This window comes from Bradyrhizobium sp. sBnM-33, from assembly GCF_032917945.1.
Lineage (GTDB): Bacteria > Pseudomonadota > Alphaproteobacteria > Rhizobiales > Xanthobacteraceae > Bradyrhizobium.
Map to the genome: position 1 here is coordinate 4,770,428 of NZ_CP136624.1, position 18,478 is coordinate 4,788,905.

Annotated in this window: 16 protein-coding genes and 2 pseudogenes; 8 read left to right on the forward strand and 10 right to left on the reverse strand. The window is 59.5% G+C overall.

Going from position 1 to position 18,478, the window contains the following annotated elements; all coding sequences use genetic code 11:
* Positions 1–100: 100 nt before the first annotated feature.
* From RX328_RS22160 to RX328_RS22170, 3 genes and pseudogenes are all read right to left on the reverse strand, one after another.
* Positions 101–532 (reverse strand): annotated as a pseudogene (locus tag RX328_RS22160) (DMT family transporter); the annotation flags it as partial.
* A gap of 141 nt (positions 533–673) precedes the next feature.
* Positions 674–838 (reverse strand): hypothetical protein, encoded by a 165-nt coding sequence (locus tag RX328_RS22165; protein WP_213254007.1) that lies wholly within the window; start codon positions 836–838, stop codon positions 674–676.
* A gap of 152 nt (positions 839–990) precedes the next feature.
* Positions 991–1,125, reverse strand: a complete 135-nt coding sequence (locus RX328_RS22170; RefSeq protein ID WP_283772410.1) for a hypothetical protein — start codon at positions 1,123–1,125, stop codon at positions 991–993.
* A 955-nt stretch (positions 1,126–2,080) separates the two neighbouring features.
* Here RX328_RS22170 and RX328_RS22175 point away from each other — a divergent pair.
* From RX328_RS22175 to RX328_RS22185, 3 genes are all read left to right on the forward strand, one after another.
* On the forward strand, positions 2,081–2,494 hold the full coding sequence (locus tag RX328_RS22175) for a ParB/Srx family N-terminal domain-containing protein (RefSeq protein ID WP_213254008.1): 414 nt from the start codon (positions 2,081–2,083) through the stop codon (positions 2,492–2,494).
* 20 nt (positions 2,495–2,514) lie between these two features.
* A complete protein-coding gene (locus tag RX328_RS22180; RefSeq protein WP_213254009.1) occupies positions 2,515–2,685 on the forward strand; it encodes a hypothetical protein in 171 nt (56 codons plus the stop codon).
* Between the two features lie 140 nt (positions 2,686–2,825).
* Positions 2,826–3,203, forward strand: coding sequence for a PRC-barrel domain-containing protein (locus tag RX328_RS22185; RefSeq protein ID WP_213254010.1), 378 nt, complete (start codon positions 2,826–2,828; stop codon positions 3,201–3,203).
* 917 nt (positions 3,204–4,120) lie between these two features.
* Here the strand turns inward: RX328_RS22185 and RX328_RS22190 are convergent.
* Positions 4,121–4,717: pseudogene (locus RX328_RS22190) on the reverse strand (IS110 family transposase); the annotation flags it as partial.
* Positions 4,718–4,809: 92 nt separating this feature from the next.
* On the reverse strand, positions 4,810–5,739 hold the full coding sequence (locus RX328_RS22195; RefSeq protein ID WP_213255691.1) for a LysR family transcriptional regulator: 930 nt from the start codon (positions 5,737–5,739) through the stop codon (positions 4,810–4,812).
* A 173-nt stretch (positions 5,740–5,912) separates the two neighbouring features.
* Between RX328_RS22195 and RX328_RS22200 the strand changes: the two genes are divergently transcribed.
* From RX328_RS22200 to RX328_RS22220, 5 genes are all read left to right on the forward strand, one after another.
* Positions 5,913–6,353 carry an ester cyclase gene (locus RX328_RS22200; RefSeq protein ID WP_213255684.1) on the forward strand — a complete coding sequence of 147 codons (441 nt, stop codon included), beginning with the start codon at positions 5,913–5,915 and terminating at the stop codon, positions 6,351–6,353.
* A gap of 26 nt (positions 6,354–6,379) precedes the next feature.
* A complete protein-coding gene (locus tag RX328_RS22205; protein ID WP_249727105.1) occupies positions 6,380–6,979 on the forward strand; it encodes an NADPH-dependent F420 reductase in 600 nt (199 codons plus the stop codon).
* A 784-nt stretch (positions 6,980–7,763) separates the two neighbouring features.
* On the forward strand, positions 7,764–8,855 hold the full coding sequence (locus tag RX328_RS22210) for a DUF3182 family protein (RefSeq protein WP_213255680.1): 1,092 nt from the start codon (positions 7,764–7,766) through the stop codon (positions 8,853–8,855).
* Positions 8,852–9,634, forward strand: a complete 783-nt coding sequence (locus tag RX328_RS22215) for an alpha/beta hydrolase family protein (protein WP_213255678.1) — start codon at positions 8,852–8,854, stop codon at positions 9,632–9,634. The genes RX328_RS22210 and RX328_RS22215 overlap by 4 nt, the downstream gene beginning before the upstream one ends.
* 354 nt (positions 9,635–9,988) lie before the next feature.
* Entirely contained in the window at positions 9,989–10,228 is a 240-nt protein-coding gene (locus RX328_RS22220) for a hypothetical protein (protein WP_213255676.1), read from the forward strand.
* Between the two features lie 184 nt (positions 10,229–10,412).
* Here RX328_RS22220 and RX328_RS22225 read toward each other — a convergent pair whose 3' ends face one another.
* From RX328_RS22225 to RX328_RS22245, 5 genes are all read right to left on the reverse strand, one after another.
* Positions 10,413–10,658 carry a DUF2934 domain-containing protein gene (locus RX328_RS22225; protein ID WP_213255668.1) on the reverse strand — a complete coding sequence of 82 codons (246 nt, stop codon included), beginning with the start codon at positions 10,656–10,658 and terminating at the stop codon, positions 10,413–10,415.
* 1,144 nt (positions 10,659–11,802) lie between these two features.
* A complete protein-coding gene (locus RX328_RS22230) occupies positions 11,803–13,713 on the reverse strand; it encodes an HlyD family type I secretion periplasmic adaptor subunit (protein WP_249727101.1) in 1,911 nt (636 codons plus the stop codon).
* Between the two features lie 2 nt (positions 13,714–13,715).
* Positions 13,716–15,428 carry a type I secretion system permease/ATPase gene (locus RX328_RS22235; RefSeq protein ID WP_213255687.1) on the reverse strand — a complete coding sequence of 571 codons (1,713 nt, stop codon included), beginning with the start codon at positions 15,426–15,428 and terminating at the stop codon, positions 13,716–13,718.
* A gap of 398 nt (positions 15,429–15,826) precedes the next feature.
* A complete protein-coding gene (locus RX328_RS22240; protein ID WP_213255666.1) occupies positions 15,827–17,365 on the reverse strand; it encodes a right-handed parallel beta-helix repeat-containing protein in 1,539 nt (512 codons plus the stop codon).
* A gap of 124 nt (positions 17,366–17,489) precedes the next feature.
* Positions 17,490–17,750, reverse strand: coding sequence for a hypothetical protein (locus RX328_RS22245; RefSeq protein WP_213255664.1), 261 nt, complete (start codon positions 17,748–17,750; stop codon positions 17,490–17,492).
* Between the last annotated feature and the right edge of the window lie 728 nt (positions 17,751–18,478).

Below are 18,478 nucleotides of genomic sequence, written 5' to 3' on the forward strand. Positions count from 1 at the left end.
GGTCACTTCCGATCTGCCCCTATCAACAGACATTCTCAGGGACCGTCGGCACGTCTCAAACGTGCCAAACCCGGAAGTCGCCACGACGCGACTTCCGGGTTCAAATTGGTCGAGCGCTCGGTCTTACTTGTGTAATGGCGACGCCGGAGATCGCGAGCAGCCCGCCGACAATCAACTTTGGGGTCATGCGGTCGCCGAGGAACAACACGCTCGAAATCAAGGCGAACACCGGAAGCAGCAGACCGAAGGGTGCGACGCGGGCCCATGGAGCATCGGGCAATCAGCCAGAACCAAAGTCCGAACCCAACAATTCCTCCAATGAAAATTGTGTAGGCGAGTGCCAGCCAGCCACGTTCATCCGCCGTGACAAGGCTTGTCAGTTGTCCATGTTCAATGAGTAACGACATCAACATGACCGCGGCACCGTGAGTAGTGACGACCACCCCATCAACATCAAAGGATCAAAAGGGCCGTAGCGTTTCGTCAAGATGTTGGACACCGCGAAAGCGAAGGCTGCTCCGACCACAAGCATCCCCTAACGGGCGGACCTAGTGACGCCCATGCAAAAGCCCGGCTGCCAATCAAGGCCGCCGGGCGAACGCAGATATAAAACGTGATGCAAGCCGTAATTATGCGGCAGTCCATGTAAGGACTTCTATCCGGCCAATAGGCACTAGTCCTTGGGAGGCCGCTGAGGAGGCGGCCGCAGAGCCGTCTCCAATTCTTCGATGATGTCGTGCAGGAGGCTAATTGCGAGCGGGTCGGTAACCTCGCGCTCCATCATCCGGTACCGCATCACCCGCTCTTGAAGCTCACGCTGTTCCTTGTCGTCGTCCATAACGCGCTCCGCACTTGAGCACGACGCCGAACAGGACCGATGGTTGCAGGAGCTTGAATAAATATTCATCAAGATTAACGCGGTCCCTCCGGCGCCAACCGAGGCGGCCCAACGGCCGGCTGCAATTCAGCCGATACCAGTCGGGTTGCGGGTCAAATACCGAACGAGTGCCTGATCTGCCTCAGCATCGACGTGGCGGCGTCGGTATACCGGCCGTGGGTGAGATACTGATCTAGCTGCGACGCACCAAGCAGCATCAAGGCTGCGATTACGAACCCTTTGAACATAGAGGGCCACCTCCGAGGGAAAGAGACCGCCAACCGGGCTGTCCGGGTTAAAGCATTTCGGAATTCGCTGCCGCTAATCGCGGCGTATCTGCAATGGTGGGATGCTTGCACCTTTGGTAGCCAAATCGGTAAATGGCGAAATGTGGAAACGGGAGGTGCTCCATCGATTGCGCGAGAGACCGCCAAGTGAGGCGGCCTTACTTAGGCGGTTGCAGTTCGCTCTCGATCAAGTCCTGGACGTCTAACAACTGCATCGGATCAACGTCGTCGCATTTGACACATTGGAATTTGCGGATGGCGTCCGCGATCAGGAAGTGCATAGGTTGGCCGCACTTCGGACAATCGGGACGCAAGGGGCTTTTGGTCATGACCGCTCACGTAAAACGCAGGCGGGAGTGCGACACTCTCAGTCACTGGTAGATGCCGCGGGAACGGACGGTGATGATGGAACTACATTCCCTTTCCGCTTGGAAGTCGATAGAAATCGAGTTCCGCTGTGCGACATTTACGAGCAGGACACTGACGAATTCAACTTAGGACACAGGGGCTTAACGCGGACAGAACCTGGCGCCGGTGCATCCTAATTAGGACACTCGCCATTTTGAGTTGGTTACCTCTTCATAGCGCTCATTTCCTTGGGGGCGGAGGAATAGGCTGGCTAAGCCCGCCGGGCCTGCAAGCCCCCAAGCCCCAAGCCCGGAGAGCAGGGCGGCCCTGCTAGAGTTGTGCGCGCGGCGGGGCCGTTCTATGTCGCTGCTTCGTTGCGCTCGCGGCGGGGCGTTCGCCACGGGGGCAATTCCGGAACGGGGCGCGCGTAGGTACTTTGAGAGGGGCAAAGACCTACGGGTACGCGGGACCGCGTACCTTTCGGATATTTGGCGGCGCGGTTTTTCGCCCTTGCTTCCCCGATCGGGCCCGATTTCCCGGGCCATAAACAACCCTACAGGCAGGTGAAATGGATGCTTTGACGAGCAAACCGGCCATAGAAACATGGCCGACTGAGCGGCTACGGCCCTATGAGCGCAATTCGCGCCGGCACTCGCCCGAGCAAATCGAGCAGATCGCGGCATCGATCCGGGAATGGGGCTGGACGATGCCGATATTGGCGGCCGATAACGGCATGGTTCTAGCCGGTCACGGGCGCCTAGCCGCCGGCAAGCTGCTTGGATTTACGCAAGTCCCGGTCATCGCGGCGCGCGGATGGACCGAGCAGCAGAAGCGCGCCTATGTCATCGCCGATAATCGGCTGACCGACGCGAGCGATTGGGATGACGAGATGCTGCGGCTCGAATTGGCTGACCTCGTGGAGGGCGGTTTCGAGATCGCGGTGACCGGGATACCGAGGACGAGCTATCGCGGCTGTCCGTAGGAGTCGACGAGTTAGAGCAGATGCCGGAATTGCCGGATGGCGATCGGTCGCCTTTTCGGGACATGGCGTTCATTCTCTATGGGGAGCAGTGGGACATCGTCGAGCGCGCCATCGGTAGGGCGACTAAGCCACGTGACCCGGACAATCCCAATCGATCGCCGCAAGGCAATGCTCGCCGCGATCTGCGCTGAATATCTGGGGCGCGTCACATCGATGTCCGCTATGCCCGATATCGATCATAATGCCTGAGATGTTCTCCGAAAGCAGGAACGACCCCCGTAGCGGCCGAGTTAAGTCGACGAAATTCACTCTCGTGAAGGGAGCCGAAGTCATGGCCCGCGCAACAGCCCATCCGGATCATCAATGCATCTCAAGCGAAGACGTTCATGGAACCGAGGTTTATGGAGCAGATGGAAAGAATATCGGTGAGATTGATCACCTCATCATCGACAAAGTGTCAGGTCGCGTAGCTTATGCCGTCATGAGCTTTGGCGGATTTGTTGGATTGGGCCACAGCCATTATCCCATCCCCTGGGGCGCTCTGACATATGATACGTCGCTTGGTGGTTTTCGAACCAATATCACCGAGCAACAGCTGAGGGACGCGCCTGAGTTCAGTGATGACTCGTGGCAGGATCGAGACTGGGAAACGCGCACCCACCAGTACTATGGGACGCCGACGTACTGGGAGGGGCGAGGTGGCCTATAACGCTAGGCAGCGCATCTGAAAATTCGCAGGGCTGACTCATTGAAGAACTGATCGACCAGCGCTCGTGTGAGGCGGCTGCGGCGGGGCTGCTCGCGTTTGGCAGCGTCCATGGGATGAACAGGCGCAGGGTCCGATGCAGTTATTACAATTTGCGACCCTTGATCTCATGCGCCGCGCACAGGGAGATGCACTAGGCGCTATTGGATTCGATCCTGCCGAACTGACGCATCGGAGACTTGCCGGTGGAGCTTATTGGCGGCTGCGCGATTACGGAGGCCCCGACCCAGAGACATCGCTCCTCATTATCGCCGGTCCAATCAAGCGGCCCTATATCTGGAATCTCGGGCCAAACGTCAGCGCCATCCGCTACTGCCTGAGCCACGCTGTGCACGTATACGTCCTCGAACGTAGAGAGACTGGAACTTTCCGGCACGCGCCTCGTTTGCTCGGAATGTCGCGCAATACAATTCGTAGCTGGACGCCGGAGCAGATCGAGCTTTTGCGGAGTCTAGTCCTCAGGGGCGTTTCATCGTCTCGCGCCTCGGTGCTGCTTAAGCGCTCGAGGGCTTCCGTCCAGAATAAAGCGCGCGAATTAGCGGTGCCGTTTCCGTATAAAAGACACGTTCGAGCCAAGCGACTGGCCCAAGAAGTGAAGGCTAGAGCAGCCATCGGGTTGACGCCCTAGCCGAATTGCGGTCGCGATACCGCCCATATCCAATCACCCACTATTTGCAGCCGTGCCTCCTAAACCGGAGTCTCGAACGAACTCAGTGACTAACCATGGGACAGGCTAAGGAAATCCGCGTCGCGCCGATCGCAAAGAAGGATGCCGACGCGCTGATCATTCGGCTGCATTACAGCCACAAGACCGTCAACAATGCTTTCCTCGCGCTCGGCGTCTTTTTGGACGGCCGGCTTCGCTGATCCAGCCGGCGCCAGTCTTCCACCAGGCCCTCGATGACGAGCAACATGCGAGGCGAGAGGACATCGATGCGTGTCGCCAAGATGCCCGGCAACTCGAACCGCAGGGAATGCAGGCCTTGCCGCACGGCGATGCCCCGCTCCAGCAGGAACGCACGGATCTGATTGATGACGCCGGTACGCTGACCGACCAATCGATCGCGGACGCGGTGCAGTGCCTGAAGGTCGAGCTGATCGGCGGTCTTGGTCGCGACGAATTTCATGGTCGGGCGTTGCACCGCCTCGGCGATGGCTTCTGCATCTCGGAAGTCATTCTTCTGTCCCTTCGAATACGGGCGCACGTACTTCGCCGGCATCAGGCGGGCGTCGTGGCCAAGCATCTGGAGTTTGCGGCTGAGATGATGGGCGCCTACGCAGGCCTCCATACCGATCAAGCACGGCGGCAGGTTGGCGAGCCGCATTTCCACCTGGCCGCGTGACCACTTCTGCCGCAGCACGATGGCACCGCGGTGATCATGCCCCACGATGTGGAGCGAGTTTTTGCCAATATCGATGCCGATCACGGCGATCGCTGCGTTGATTTTCTGAGACATGGCGTGCTCCTTGTCTTGAGCGCCCCTTGCCAGCTTCTCGTGCTGGCAGGGCCGGAGCACGGCCGGACCATCCCATTAACGGACCCCGAACCCTAGCCTAAGCTACCGGCGAAACGTTCGGCCAGACGATCACGCTTGAATGCCTCAACAACAAAATCAACGAAGACGCGGGTCTTCGCAGGCAGCAGTGTACGGCTCGCGTAATAGATCGAGATCGGCCCACCGTCGCTGTACCATTGAGGGACGAGACGCACGAGCGCACCGCGCTCCAAATGCGGTAGCGCGTGGCTCATCGCGATCAATGTCACACCTAGGCCTAACAGGGCTGCCCGGCAGGTCGCTTCCGGATCATCGAAGACAATCGTCTCAGCCAATTTCACCGGAATTTCGGTGCCCGCCGCATTGCGCATAATGCGTTCGCGAATCCGACCCGTGCGCGATGAGCGCCATACGATTCCTTCGAATGCTGCGAGCCCGTTGGGGTCGGCCGGCAGTGCACGGCTCTTGAGATATTCCGGCGCGGCGACCGCGATGAGGTGCAACGGCGCAAGCACGCGCGAAACAGCGCCTGGCGTCCATTCAATGCCGCCCCCGATTGCGACATCATATCCATCGGCGATCAAATCGATCTGACGCGTTGTAAATTGCCAATCGGGTCGAATGCCTGGATATCGGGCCAGGAACGCCGGCAACAGCGGAAGGATGTAATCCGCACCGAAGTTGAGACCCATGCTTACCTTGAGCACGCCCGCCGGCTCTCCTCCATCCGTCGCCATCCCCGAAATCGCCTGCTGTAGTTCCTCTAGATTGTCCTTGATGGCGAGCAGAAAGCGCTCTCCAGCGTCGGTGAGCGTTAGCTTGCGTGTGCTCCTGTGAAACAACCGGGCGCCGATATTGCGCTCCAGCATCGCTACGTTCCGGCTGACTGCCGCTGGCGTGAGGCCAAGGCGACGCGCCGCGGCCGAGAAACTGGCGGTTTCGGCACGGCGGACGAAGGATTCAAGGTTGGCGAGGGTTTCCAGAAGACTTCCTTCAACGGATGCTTGAAAGTAATTCCATCAATTCAGGACTAATCTTAGGCGAATATGTCGCCACTATCCACCGCGGAAAGCGCAGCTTCTCGGCCAAAGACCGGCGCTGCCGCTTGAAATCGGCGCCAACACGATGCAGCGCCCATAAACTTGGAGCGACATCCATGACCAGGATCAGCGTGAGCGAAGCAGCGAAGGCGGTTGTTCGGCGGAACACCGAAGAAGTCCAAGGCGGGGGGAATTTCGAGGTGTTCGAGCAATTATTCGCCGACGATTTTATTGACCATACGCCGCAGCCGGGGCGCACGCCTGACAAGGCTGGCGCGCGTGAACTCTACAAGGTTCTGCGCGCTGCCTTCCCGGACTTTCACGCCGACATCCACTGGCAACTCGCCGATGGCGACCGGGTGACCACCTACAAGACCTACCACGGCACGCACAAGGGCGAGTTCTTCGGCATCGCGCCAACCGGTCGCAAGATTCAATTTGAGACGGTGGACGTCATGGGCGTGCGCGACGGCAAGATCACCGAGCACTGGGGCGTGGCCAACCTATTCTCACTCATGCAGCAACTCGGCGCGCTTCCCGGCACGCCCAACCGCTAAGGCAGCCTACAGAAGAGGACATGAGCATGAGCCTCGGCATTATTGGAGGCGGCAATATTGGCCTGGCCTTCGCCAAGACGCTGTCGCGAGCTGGAATTGCCGCAACCATCGCCAACAGCCGAGGGCCCGACTCGCTCAAGGAGTCCGTTGCTGCTCTGGGCCCGACCATCAAGCCGGGAACGCGCGAGCAAGCCGCCGCCGCGGACATCGTCTTGATCGCGGTCAACTGGACAAAACTGCCGCAGGCGGTGGCTGGGCTGCCGCCCTGGGGCGGACGCATCGTCATTGACGCCAACAATCCGATCGAAGCCCCGCTATTCAAGCCGGTCGATTTGCAGGGCCGCATTTCAAGCGAGGTGGTCGCCGGTCTGGTGCGTGGTGCGCGCCTCGTGAAGGCGTTCAATCATCTGAGGGCGGACGTGCTGGCAAGCGATCCAGGGGCAGACGGTGGTCGTCGCGTGCTCTTTTACTCCGGCGATGATACCGCCGCGAAGGCCGAGGTTGGTGCACTGATTGATTGCCTCGGATTCGCCGGTATCGACCTTGGTCCACTCGCGCTTGGCGGCAGGCTGGCACAATTTCCCGGCGGGCCATTGCCGAACCAGAATCTCTTGAAGATCGGATAATCCTGCTAAGGCCCTGTGGGACCGAGTCACAAGGCAGCACTGTCGTGAGTGTTGAATCACTCAGAGCTGCTTCTGTGAAGGTTTTCGGACCTGACCGGCTGGTCTGACGATGTCCGATCATAGGGGGATAGTGTTGCAAAAGTCGAAAGTTGCAGGGGCTCAAGATTTTTCGCGAAAACACTAAGCAGCGAGCGATCGCTGATTCGAATGACCTCAATCGCGTTACCGAAGTCGCCTGTGAATTTTGCGTGACGCCGTGAGGTCCCTCATATCTTGTGCACGAAAGTCGCGCCCACGGCCCGCAGAATTTTGGTCATCGACGAAAATCGACTCTTGCAACAGTATCAGCGGCAAAGCGGACCACCTGATTGCGATGGTCGAGGTCCGCCTATGTGCCAACGCAGACATACTTCGTCGCGCCTTGAGCCGCGACCCAATATTCGAACTAGTATCGACCCCGACCTGAGTGGGCGCTCAAAGGAAGCCCAGCCCGATGTCGAGTTCGATCGCTCTGGTAACCTGCTTTCGCGCGACCGCCACCGTGCCGATGGCACGAGCCAGCCAGATGTTGAATCTGCCGAACCAGAAAAATCGCAAAAACGCGCTCGCTGAGGCGGCGACGATTGGCGCCGCGCTATGTGATCTTCCGTCTCCCAATCACCGTCATCGAAATGTCGCGGAACGCGCACCTTTCGATGGCGTTCCATGAACTGCGGGCGGGGCCACGGCGAAACTTGAGAGATTTGGCGAGTTTGTATGTCAAACCAATCTTCCTGCAAGAAGGGTGGTTCTCATTCACACGCCAGCCGGCACACGGTTTTGCGCAACTCACGAAAGGGTTGCACACATCGGGATCGCCAAGAGGATTGCCGCAATCAAGGGCGGCTGCTTCGGCGGACAATTCGATGCCACCTTTAGCTATTCTGGCCGGCCTTACTTCTTGCCAACGGACACGATCATCGGAATTGATGTTGCACACGAACTTGGAATTTTCGCAGAGGATGATCTGTTTGGCGGTGTTGTCCCTCACGGGTTCGTCGGAACAAAAGCCATTACCCATGGCTTGATTTCGGAAGGCGCCCGATCACCGGCGAGCTGGTCGGCCGAGTTTGCGATGGACGTCGTTAGCATTGTCCCTCGGGGATATACGGCTTTCTGCATCGAAGATGCGCACGCCGCAATAGAGTGTTTGCTTCGCGAAGGGCCTGTCCGGGTCAAACCCGTAAAGGCGACCGGCGGCCGCGGTCAATCGATCATACGCCGTGCCTCTGAGTTTGACGGGATTGTCGAAAAGCTCGATCACGCGCAGCTCTCGCAATTCGGGCTCGTTCTCGAAGAGGATATCGCCGCACCCATCACCTATAGCGTCGGACAGATTCGGCTCGACGGGCTGGTCGCGAGCTATTATGGCGTACAGATCCTCGCACGCGACAATTTCGGTCACACCGCTTACGGAGGGTCCGATCTCTCCGTCGTCCGTGGAGACTTCGATGATCTTGTGGGCGTGAGAGATCCTTCGGACGAAGTGCGCATCGCGATCGATCAGGCTCAACGCTACGACGCCGCCGCCAAGCGGCACTTTCCGGAAATCATCGCTTCGCGAAGGAATTATGACATTATTTGCGGAACGTCGACGACGGGACAACGTTGTTGCGGCGTTCTTGAACAGTCGTGGCGGATTGGTGGAGCAACACCGGCCGAGATCACTGCGCTCGAAGCCTTTGCAGCTGATTCTGGTCTGAAGAGCGTCGAAGTGTCGTCGGTTGAGGCGTACGGAACCTGCCCGCCGAAGCCAGCGAACGCGATCATCTACTTTGAGGGCGTGGACCAACAGGTCGGCGTAATCACCAAATACGCGCACTTACGCAACGCATGACTCCTGAGCAAACGACGATTCAAATCAAGGTCGAGGACCAGCATCTGGCAGGCACGTTGCTAACTCCGGCAAGTTCGCTTCCGGGCATACTGTTTGTTCACGGCTGGGGTGGTAGCCAAGCCAGCGACCTGGTTCGTGCCCGCGAAATTGCTGCACTCGGGTGCGTTTGCCTGACGTTCGATCTGCGCGGCCATGCGGGAACGAAATCTCAATTCGAAAGCGTCACCCGCGAGCAGAACCTCAATGACCTCATCGGGGCTTACGACACGCTGGTACGGCACCCAGCTGTCGACGGTTCGGCGGTTGCCGTCGTGGGAAGCAGTTACGGCGCCTACTTAGCTGCCCTTTTGACCTCAAAAAGGGCCGTGCGCTGGATGGCGCTCCGGGTACCGGCTCTTTACCGGGATGACGAATGGAACGTTCCGAAGCGGCAGCTCGACCGAGAGGTATTGGCTGCGTACCGCCGAAGCTTTGTACCTTCGAAGGACAATCTGGCTCTTCATGCCTGCACCCGGTTCCGTGGCGACGTGTTGATCATCGAGTCTGAGCATGATGATTTGGTTCCCCACGAAACAATCCTCAGCTACCGGTTCTCGTGTAGCGGAGCTCACTCCCTTACCTACCGCACTGTCAGCGGGGCGGATCACGCACTTTCTCAGGCAGAACACCAGCACGCATACACATCGCTGCTCATGAATTGGACGACGGAAATGGTGCTTGGATCGCGCGGGACCGGTCAATCGCGGGCGCAAGCCTCGCCGCCTCACGTCATCAGCTAGGCCGTGTACTTGTAAAGCGACAGACGTGAGCGCGGATTGATCCACGTCAGCTTTCGGCCAGTTTTCTCCGCCATCCTGCTTCGCCTTGGCGCGGCCCGTTCAAGGCCCAACCGACGCGAGGTTGCGGCCGTCGTAATGCTGCAGGCACACGATGAGGCCTTGGACATCAGCTGGAATGCTTAATATGCTCGCCTCGCTAACAGAGGGAAACTGGCCACGCCTGAGTTTCGCAAGTGAAGCGTAGCCAAGGGACGGCCAAGGGCTATGCTGTCTAGAGACGGCGTCGGAATGAGCGGCCCTCCCGTCGTCCCTAATGTTGCGAATTAGGACGGCTTCAGAACCGCCAGGAGCGCGATGGCGGCGACAGCACTCGCGACCAGGCTGGGCGCAACAAGAGGCGCAACCTTCGAGTCAGAGTGTGCGCCGAATGACGTCGCCCAGGCCATCTTGGTGGACGGCGGGCGCCACGGTCGCCGCGGCGGTCAGACTGCCGAGATCGCTGACTATCGGCGCATCGTTTCCTGCTTAGCCAACGGCTTGTCATCGCCGAACTTCACCCAGGCGCTGCGCGATCTTGGAACGGCCGTCAGTTGATGAGCGCTCCCCAAACGACCATGCGGGAGGCGCCGGTACTTCTTGGCAGTCCAATCCCGGTTGTCTTGCCATTCGTGAAAAATCGGCCTCGATTCGTTTGGACGAACAACGGGGGAGCGGGGCTGCTCCCTCCGCTGATGATGGAGTCGTTGTTACGGGTCCGCGCGATGATGCTCGTATGGACCTATGCGGCGAGGGTTTTGCTTTTTCCCGATCGGGCTGCCTTCGCCTTTTTAGCGGATTTCGTCGCAACCAATCCCGTGTCGGTGGGCGCTGCGGCGGCAGCGTTGCCGCCTGAGCTTTCAACTGATGTCGTGAGAATTTCGCGTTGAGCATTGAGCCAATGGATGTCCGCCTGGCCCTCGGGTTGACCATCGGCGATCCAGAGGTGGTAGGCACGTTCGCGAATGGCCTCTTCCAGATTTGGCATGGGATTCTCCTTTTATGATGCGCCCAGCCCCGGCAGCCAAAGTCTTGCTCCCGTAAGGTTAACGAAATCTTACCCGCTCGTGTGGGCTGGATTGCCTGGCCGGACTGCGATCAGCAGGTCTCTTTGAAGCGCGTCAAGATCGCGGCGGCGGGTGAGGGACGAGCTTGCCGCCGCCCGGCGGCGCGATCGGCTCTTCGAACTTACGACCGCGGCCTGATGAATACTCCTCGTTCGGGATATTCAGCCCGACGCGGCTGAGCGGGGCAAGGGCTACGCCAGATCCGAAGCTATCTGATCAGGTGCTCCAGCACGGCCTCACAGGCCTTCTCCGCTTCGGCGAACGTCTCAAAGAGTGATCCGCCTATCAAGTGCCATCGCATTCAACGAACCAAGGTACGGTATCAACGAGGTTGTATCGCTGCATTGACCGGCAGAATCGCGTCAAGATATTCGCAATGAAGGGAGATTGGTGACTTGTTTCCGTCGAGAAGGACGCGGGCGCAATTAACGTAGTTGCTCCGCCCGACAATAGTGCCGGCCTTGTGTGCATGTCGAGGGCAGCGTGCTGCGCCGAGGGCGCTCATTTGAACACGATCGCCAATCGAAAAATCGGACTTCATGGAGTAAGTCCAGAGTGCAATGGATTAAGCGATAGAGCTCGATCCGCGAGGGGGCATTCAAAAAATCGCTGGTCGGTTCAGTCCAACAATGCCAACCTGTTTGTCTAAAGTTTTAGTTAAAGCGAGCCCTCTGCGGCCCATTAAAACGACCGATACGTGAGATTTCTGGCCTTGAAAGCAAAAAGCACCCTGTGCGCTGAGCCGCTTGCGCTGCGTGTCCCATTCAACGAACTGCCCGTTCAATGCGCCGGCGCGCTTCGTCCCGTCCACTCCGGCGTCACGAACTTCTTCGGCCGGTTATGTTCAAGCCGGCCAACCAGCGCGTTGCATAACGCACTCGATCTCTTTCCCTTTTTTCGGCCCTGAAGGTTGGCTCTGTTCCAGGTTGCCACCCGACCAAACCTCGCCGCGCGCGGTCTCATCGTTAAATTCCGCCAAACGGGCGCCGATCAGCTATTGAATGGCGCGGCCTTTACCATTGGAGCTGGAGTTGTATAGGTTCTGAAACTTGGCCCGGCGTCGAGCTACCGCTCGACAAACGCACGGTTCATTTGCTCGGTGATCGGCTTCAACAAATAGTTCATCATGGTCCGGCTGCCGGTCTGCATGAAAACTTCGGCCGGCATGCCTGGGACGAGTTGTAGGCCGCCCAGCCGGCGACGCTCATCATCGGGCAACACGACCCTCACCGTGAAATAGGATGAATTGGTCTGCTGATCACGGCTGGTATCGGCCGACACCAGAGACACCGTGCCGGTGAGCTGCGGTGTCACCCGCTGGTTGAAGGCCGAGAAGCGGACGAATGCCTTTTGGCCGGTACGAACCTGGTCGATATCCTGCGGCTGCAACCTTGCTTCGACAAGCAGGTCGTCCGTATCGGGCACGATTTCCATAATGACGTCGCCTGGGCGGACGACCCCGCCGATGGTGTGCGCGGAAAGCTTGTGGATCACGCCCGATGTCGGCGCACGCATTTCGATCCGGTCGAGCAGATCCCGCGCGGCGACGCCGCGCTCGACGAGTTCGGCTTCCTTGCCCTGCGTCTCGCCTAGTTCCTTGACCACTTCGGTGCGAAAATCCTGATCGAGGCGCGCGATCTGAAGCTGTGTCTCGCCGACCTTTGATTTCGTCTCGGCGATCGAGGATATCAATTGCCCGCGCTCGCCTTCGATCCGCGCGGTCTCACGCTGCAACGTCGTGAGACGCGTCAGCGGCACCAGTCGCTTGTCGTAAAGGTCCTTGACCCCGACAAGCTCGCCAGCAATCAATTCAAGCTGCTTGGCTTTGGAGTCCACCTGGGCCTCTTGTCCCGAAACCTCTTGGCCGAGCTGCCCAATCTTGCTCTGCAAAACGTCCTTTTGGCTCTTGCGCCCTTCCGATCGGGCCTTGAACAGTGAAGTCTCCGACGCCAGCAGACTTCGGATGCTTTCTTCGCCGGCGCGTGCCATCAATGCAGGAGGAAATTCCGGCTGGTTCAGGCCATCGCGCTCAGCGGTCAATCGAGCGATCCGCGCGCGCACCTCGTCGAGCTGCTTGCTCACGATCTGAAGGCTGGTCTGGGCCTGGGTGGCGTCGAGCCGCAGCAGCAAATCGCCGGCGGCCACGTGTGCACCATTGGCGACCTTAATATCCGCGACGACCCCGCCGGTGGGATGCTGGATAGTCTTGACATTGGACTGCACGACAAGATTTCCAGGCACCACCACGGCGCCCGCAAGCGGCACGAGTGCAAGCCAGCCGCCGCCCAGCACGGTGGCGAGGAGCAGAATTCGAAGGCCGGTCCGCAACTGATTTTCAAACGACCAGCCGGCATGCGTCATCAGGCCGATATCGGCCGTGGCGTTCGCCGGGGCTTGCGCGTTGCGATTGAGCAGGAATGAACCCGCAGCGACCAGGCCGGCGCTGCCAGTTCGAAGCAAGCGCCCGACGGCCGTTGCCGGCGCGAGCGGACCTGTAAGCCTGAGTTGCGGATTCGGGAGAGCCATCGATTGATGTGGGGCATCCGGCGCAGGAATTGCCGGCCCGGGTTTCGTCAATTCCATCGGCGATGGACGGGACGGTACGAGACTCGGGCTCGGATGGCGCGGCGTGACGTGAGCCGCGTTCGGCGGGTCCATCCGGCGCTTGGCCTGCGCGGCCGACTTGAAACCGACCTGTTCAAGGCAGAAGTCGATAACCCACCCCACCTTGCTCTTTTTCCGGCGCTTGGGCCGGCGGGTCTGGGCACCAATGGGACGTGCTGAAGTATCAGGCGCGGCGCGCCGCAGCCGCTGTGCATGCTGATGACTGCGAATTTCGCCGTCAAAGGCGCGGCTCAAACGTTGCAATTCGAGTATCAAGGCAGCGCTTTGCGATCCGAACGCGTCGGGGTTGGGATCGCGTGCCACGCGCGGCGAGGCCTGATCGGAATCTAGTGCATTCTGTCTAGGCCGCATGTTCAAACTCCCTCAGCGACCGCTGCGCGAGGCACCGCAGGTGCGGTCCGTGCAGCCGCCGCCTTTGCCGCAGACGCCGCCTTGCCCGTCCCCCTTCGAACGCGTGCAAAGACCTCCTCGCAGGGACCGAACGCGATCGCCTTGCCATCGTAGAGCACCATCGCCATGTCCAGTACGGCAAGCGCGCTGGGGCGGTGCGATATGACGATGACGATGCTCCCGTTTCGGCGCAGAGTCTCAATAGCTTGGCCCAGGGAATTCTCGCCGTCGGTGTCGAGGTTCGCATTGGGCTCGTCGAGCACAACCAGAAACGGGTCGCCGAAGGCAGCTCGCGCCAGACCAATCCGCTGGCGCTGGCCCGCCGAGAGGCTCATACCGCCCTGGCCGATGCGCGTCGCATATCCCTGCGGCAGGCGCAGGATGAGATCGTGCACGCCGGCAATCTGCGCAGCCTTCAATATCGCCTCTGACGTCGCCCGCTCATCGAACCGGCAGATATTTTCGGCCACCGTGCCCTCGAGCAGCGCAACGTCCTGAGGCAAGTAGCCGATATGACGCCCCAGATCCTCGTTGCGCCATTGATCGATGGCCGCTCCGTCGAGCCGCACGACACCCTCTTTGGCCGGCCAGATTCCGACCAGCGCCCTCGAAAGTGAGGTCTTGCCGGAAGCACTGGCGCCGAGCAGTGCGAGCCCCATACCCGCTTTCAGCGAGAACGAAATGTCGGACACGATGGGCTTGTCCATGCCCGGAGCTGCGACCGCGAGATGCTCTACCGAGAGCTCGCGGCAGGGACGCGGCAACGCCACCGGCGGCGCAGGCGGCGTAGCCGTCGCCTTGCAGATGTCGCGCAGGCGGGCGAGCCCCTGGCGCGCGGTGACAAGCTGCTTCCAGTTGCCGAGCACAACTTCAACCGGCGCCAACGCGCGGCCCATCATGATCGACGAAGCAATCATGATGCCGCCCGAGGCCTGGTCGACCACCACAAGATAGGCGCCAATCCCCAGCATGCCCGACTGCAACACGTAGCGCAGGAGCTTCGCCACGGATCCGAGATTGGCATATACATCGTTGGCTCGGATGTTTTCGCGCAGATACCGCTCATTGGCCTGCGACCAACGCACGGTGAATCGATCAATCATGCCGAACGCCCGTATCACCTCGGCGTTGCGCTGGGTCGTATCCGCCAGCACCTGCCGGCGTGCACTTGAGTCCATCGCGGCCCTGGCCGCACCACGCGACAGCCGTTCTGTGAGCAATGTCATCGCGATGATTGCAATCGTTCCCAGTAGCGCCGTAGCGCCGATTGCGGGATGGAACAGAAAGAGCGTGACCAGAAAGATCGGAATCCAGGGCATGTCCAGAAACGCCGTCGGTCCCATTCCCGACATGAAGGTGCGAACCTGGTCGAGATCGCGCAGCGGCTGCAGGAGCAGCATCGGGTTCGCGCCACGGAGCGGCAGCATCGCAAGCGCGGTATGGATCGATTCCTGCATGCCGACATCGAACATGGTTGCCACCCGGCACAGCATGCGCGCGCGCAACGCCTCGAAATATGCCTGGATCAGGTAAGCGAGCAGCACCATCAACGAGAGGCCGAGCAAGGTCGCGACGTTGCGGCTCGGGATCACCCGGTCATAAACCTGCAACATATAAAGAGAGCCGGACAGCATCAGGATGTTCACCACCCCGCTGAACCCGGCGACGCCGACCATCCGTCGTGCGCTTTCGCGCAAGCCGATAGCCACCGGGTCATCGCCGGCCACCGCTGACAGTGGATTCGGCAAACCGAAGGACGGCATTCGCATGCGACTTTGACCAACACTCATTCGGTTGCGTCCCCTACGAACATTTGAATAAATGACGGCCGACACTGACCGTTTTCCGGCAAAAATGGGATCACTGAGGATTTACGCAGGCAATTTCGTGGCCAGATCAGACTCCCTGGAGAGCGCCGCCATCGATATTGTTCTCAAGTTCGCGCGCCGGAATGTGCGCGGTCTCAAAGGCGGCCGTCTCACTACCTCAGCCACCCTGCCTGGACCTTCGTTCAATCTTCGATCCCAAAGGGCTGTCTTCCGGCAGGTCATGTCGGAAGACAGCTCTCCAGCTCCTATTGGTGCCAGAAGTTCGCGTGCTGTTGCCAATCGTGGCTGCCCAGCGCGCTCGTCGTCAAACCAGCAATTTGCTGCCAGTGGTGGCCCAATCCTTCTGATGTCGAAGCCGGCGAGACGGTCGTGGATCTATCGTCCGTCGTCGAATTACCAAGTGCCTGCTCCCACCAGTGGTGGCCGCCTCGTGCTATGTCCGGCGAGACGGTCGTATCGTCCGTCGACGAATTACCAAACGTCTGCTGCCACCAGTGGTGACCGCCTCGTGCCGAGTCCGACGAGACGGTCGTGGATGTGCCTTCGGTGGTCGTGGAAGTACCGCTCGTGGTCGATGTACCGTCCGCGGCCGTGGATGTACTGCCGGTGGCCGTGGAAGTACCGCCCGTGGTCGATGTACCGTCCGTGGCCGTGGATGTACTGCCGGTGGCCGTGGAAGTACCGCCCGTGGTCGATGTATCGTCCGTGGCCGTGGATGTACTGCCGGTGGTCGTGGAAGTATCGCCCGTGGTCGATGTACCGTCCGTGGCCGTGGACGTGCCGCCCGTGGAAGGACTGCTGCCGGTCGTTGTGCCGGTCGTATCCGAACCCGAGGCAGTCGGAGTCTCCTCCACCGGTGGCTGTTCGTTGACCGGCGGCGGCGCAGTCATCGCGCCGTCGCCCTCGTGGTTCTTGATCCACTCGGCCTTGGCCTGGTCCCAGTAGTCGCGGGCCGCCTGCCCCTGGAGGACCGTCCAGCTCCCAGAGGGAGGCATAGGGTAGTCCGAGGGCAACGGCGTGTCGGACAGGTTCAGATAGAAGTTGTTCGCGCCTTCTATTTGATACTTCCACGCGTCGGCCGTGCTGCGGAAGCTGTGGTGCGTTGGATCCTCGATAGCAACAACGGTATTAAAGACCTGCAAGTGTGGCGTGACCGCACCCAACGTAGCAGAATCGGTTTTAATCCAACTTGCATGTGTCATCTCACCTTCGTAATTCTGAAGGTTAAGACGCATGAGCACACCATCAATAGTGACGACGTTGTTTCTCCCATCCACCGGGCTTGATGACGAAGGGTCAAGCGAGATACCAGCAAACACTCCATCGAACAAGCTATCACGGATTGTACCAGAGTTAACCTTATCATTCTGAATGGCGTCGTCCCTGGCGCCGGTAATCCAAACATCCTCGACCAAAAAGTTGCTGCTCTCCCAGGAAATATTAACGCCGTCGAACACATTCGTCATACGCCAGTCGCGTACAATAACCCCTGGACTATACTGCACAGTGACACCGGCCGAATTGCCATAGTCGTAAACTGTGCGCCAGTCTCCGGTCATGTTGATCTCGCCCTGAATTGTGCCACCATCAATAATGACACCGGGCGAGTTGCGAACGTCCACAGGCCAATAGTTTGTCCCGTCGCCATCAATTGTGGACGGTTGATTGTCCAAAATGAAGGTGGCGGTCTCGAAATCGAGCAGTGTATTGGGGTCAAGGCCGGCAGAACCCGTCTTGTAAGGTGTTTGAACTTGATTACCTGAGCGTGTAACTGTGTGACTCATGACTTCCTCCGGTTGGGTTTACTCGCCCGCAACGTGCTGGTTCGAAAAGCAAGACCCGAGCTGAATTGAACTATCCGACTGACCTCCAGCGTCAGTCCCCATGCATGCGATGGGACGCTGGAGGTCATGCTAGTGCGGGGTTATCACATGTGTCGTTGTACACGGTGCGCCACTCGCTCGTCTGGTCGATCTGCCCGATGATCGTGCCGCCATCGAGGACGGCGTCGGGCGACTTGTACACCAGGAACGGGTAGTCGTTGCTGCCGCTCCCGGAGTTCGACTGGATCCACGACGCGGTCTCGGCGTCGATGACTGTCCCGGACGCGAGACCGGATACCTTGTACGGCGTGGTGCCGTAGCTGCCGGTCAGGTTAATCGTACTCATCTACTGTTTCTCCATCCATCCCTTCGTTGTTCATTCCCATGGTCTGGCTCCGCGACAAACGAGGCTGAATGAAGGTCGCTTCGAGATAAGATGAGGGCTAGGTCAGGGCGGTGGCATTGATGAGGCATTGATATTGTTGAAGTATCAATCAATGCTTGCGAGAGCCGCCGTGGTTGTCAGCGATGCAGAAGGTCATCGCCGCGTTCGTTGACTCGAATCAAACACCACCAGATGGAGCTAACTTCTTGTCTACGTGTTGGGCGCAGGCGATGCAGTCACGCGTTGGACAAGCTCGATATCGCTCCACTTCAAACGCGCGGTCTCTGCCTTGCTAAAGCCAGTGAAAGGCAGCCTGAGAGGGAAGTCACGCTGCGCTGTACTCAGCTCATCTCCTGCTGCTGACCTCTTGGAAGAAGACGGACAGCTTCTCGCGGGCGCGCGGCTCGTGCGGCGCCGCTTCAGCCTTCCCATCGCTTCAGGATGTAGTTGAACGCTTTGGCCAGTCGTGCCCGCGGGAGAGCTTGCCAATGAAGGTTTCAGTGGCCAGCAATGATCTCTTCCTGTTCCACGTAATGATCGGCCGGTTGGGCCCGAGGTTCCCATAGTTGGGCTCCCGGTCGTTGCTCAACCCAGCAGCGAGTTCGCCCTAAGCCGCAGCGTCCTCATACTGCGCTCGCTCAGTGAGACGCTGTTCAAGGGCGGCAATTCCCTTTGGGCCGACGCAGCGT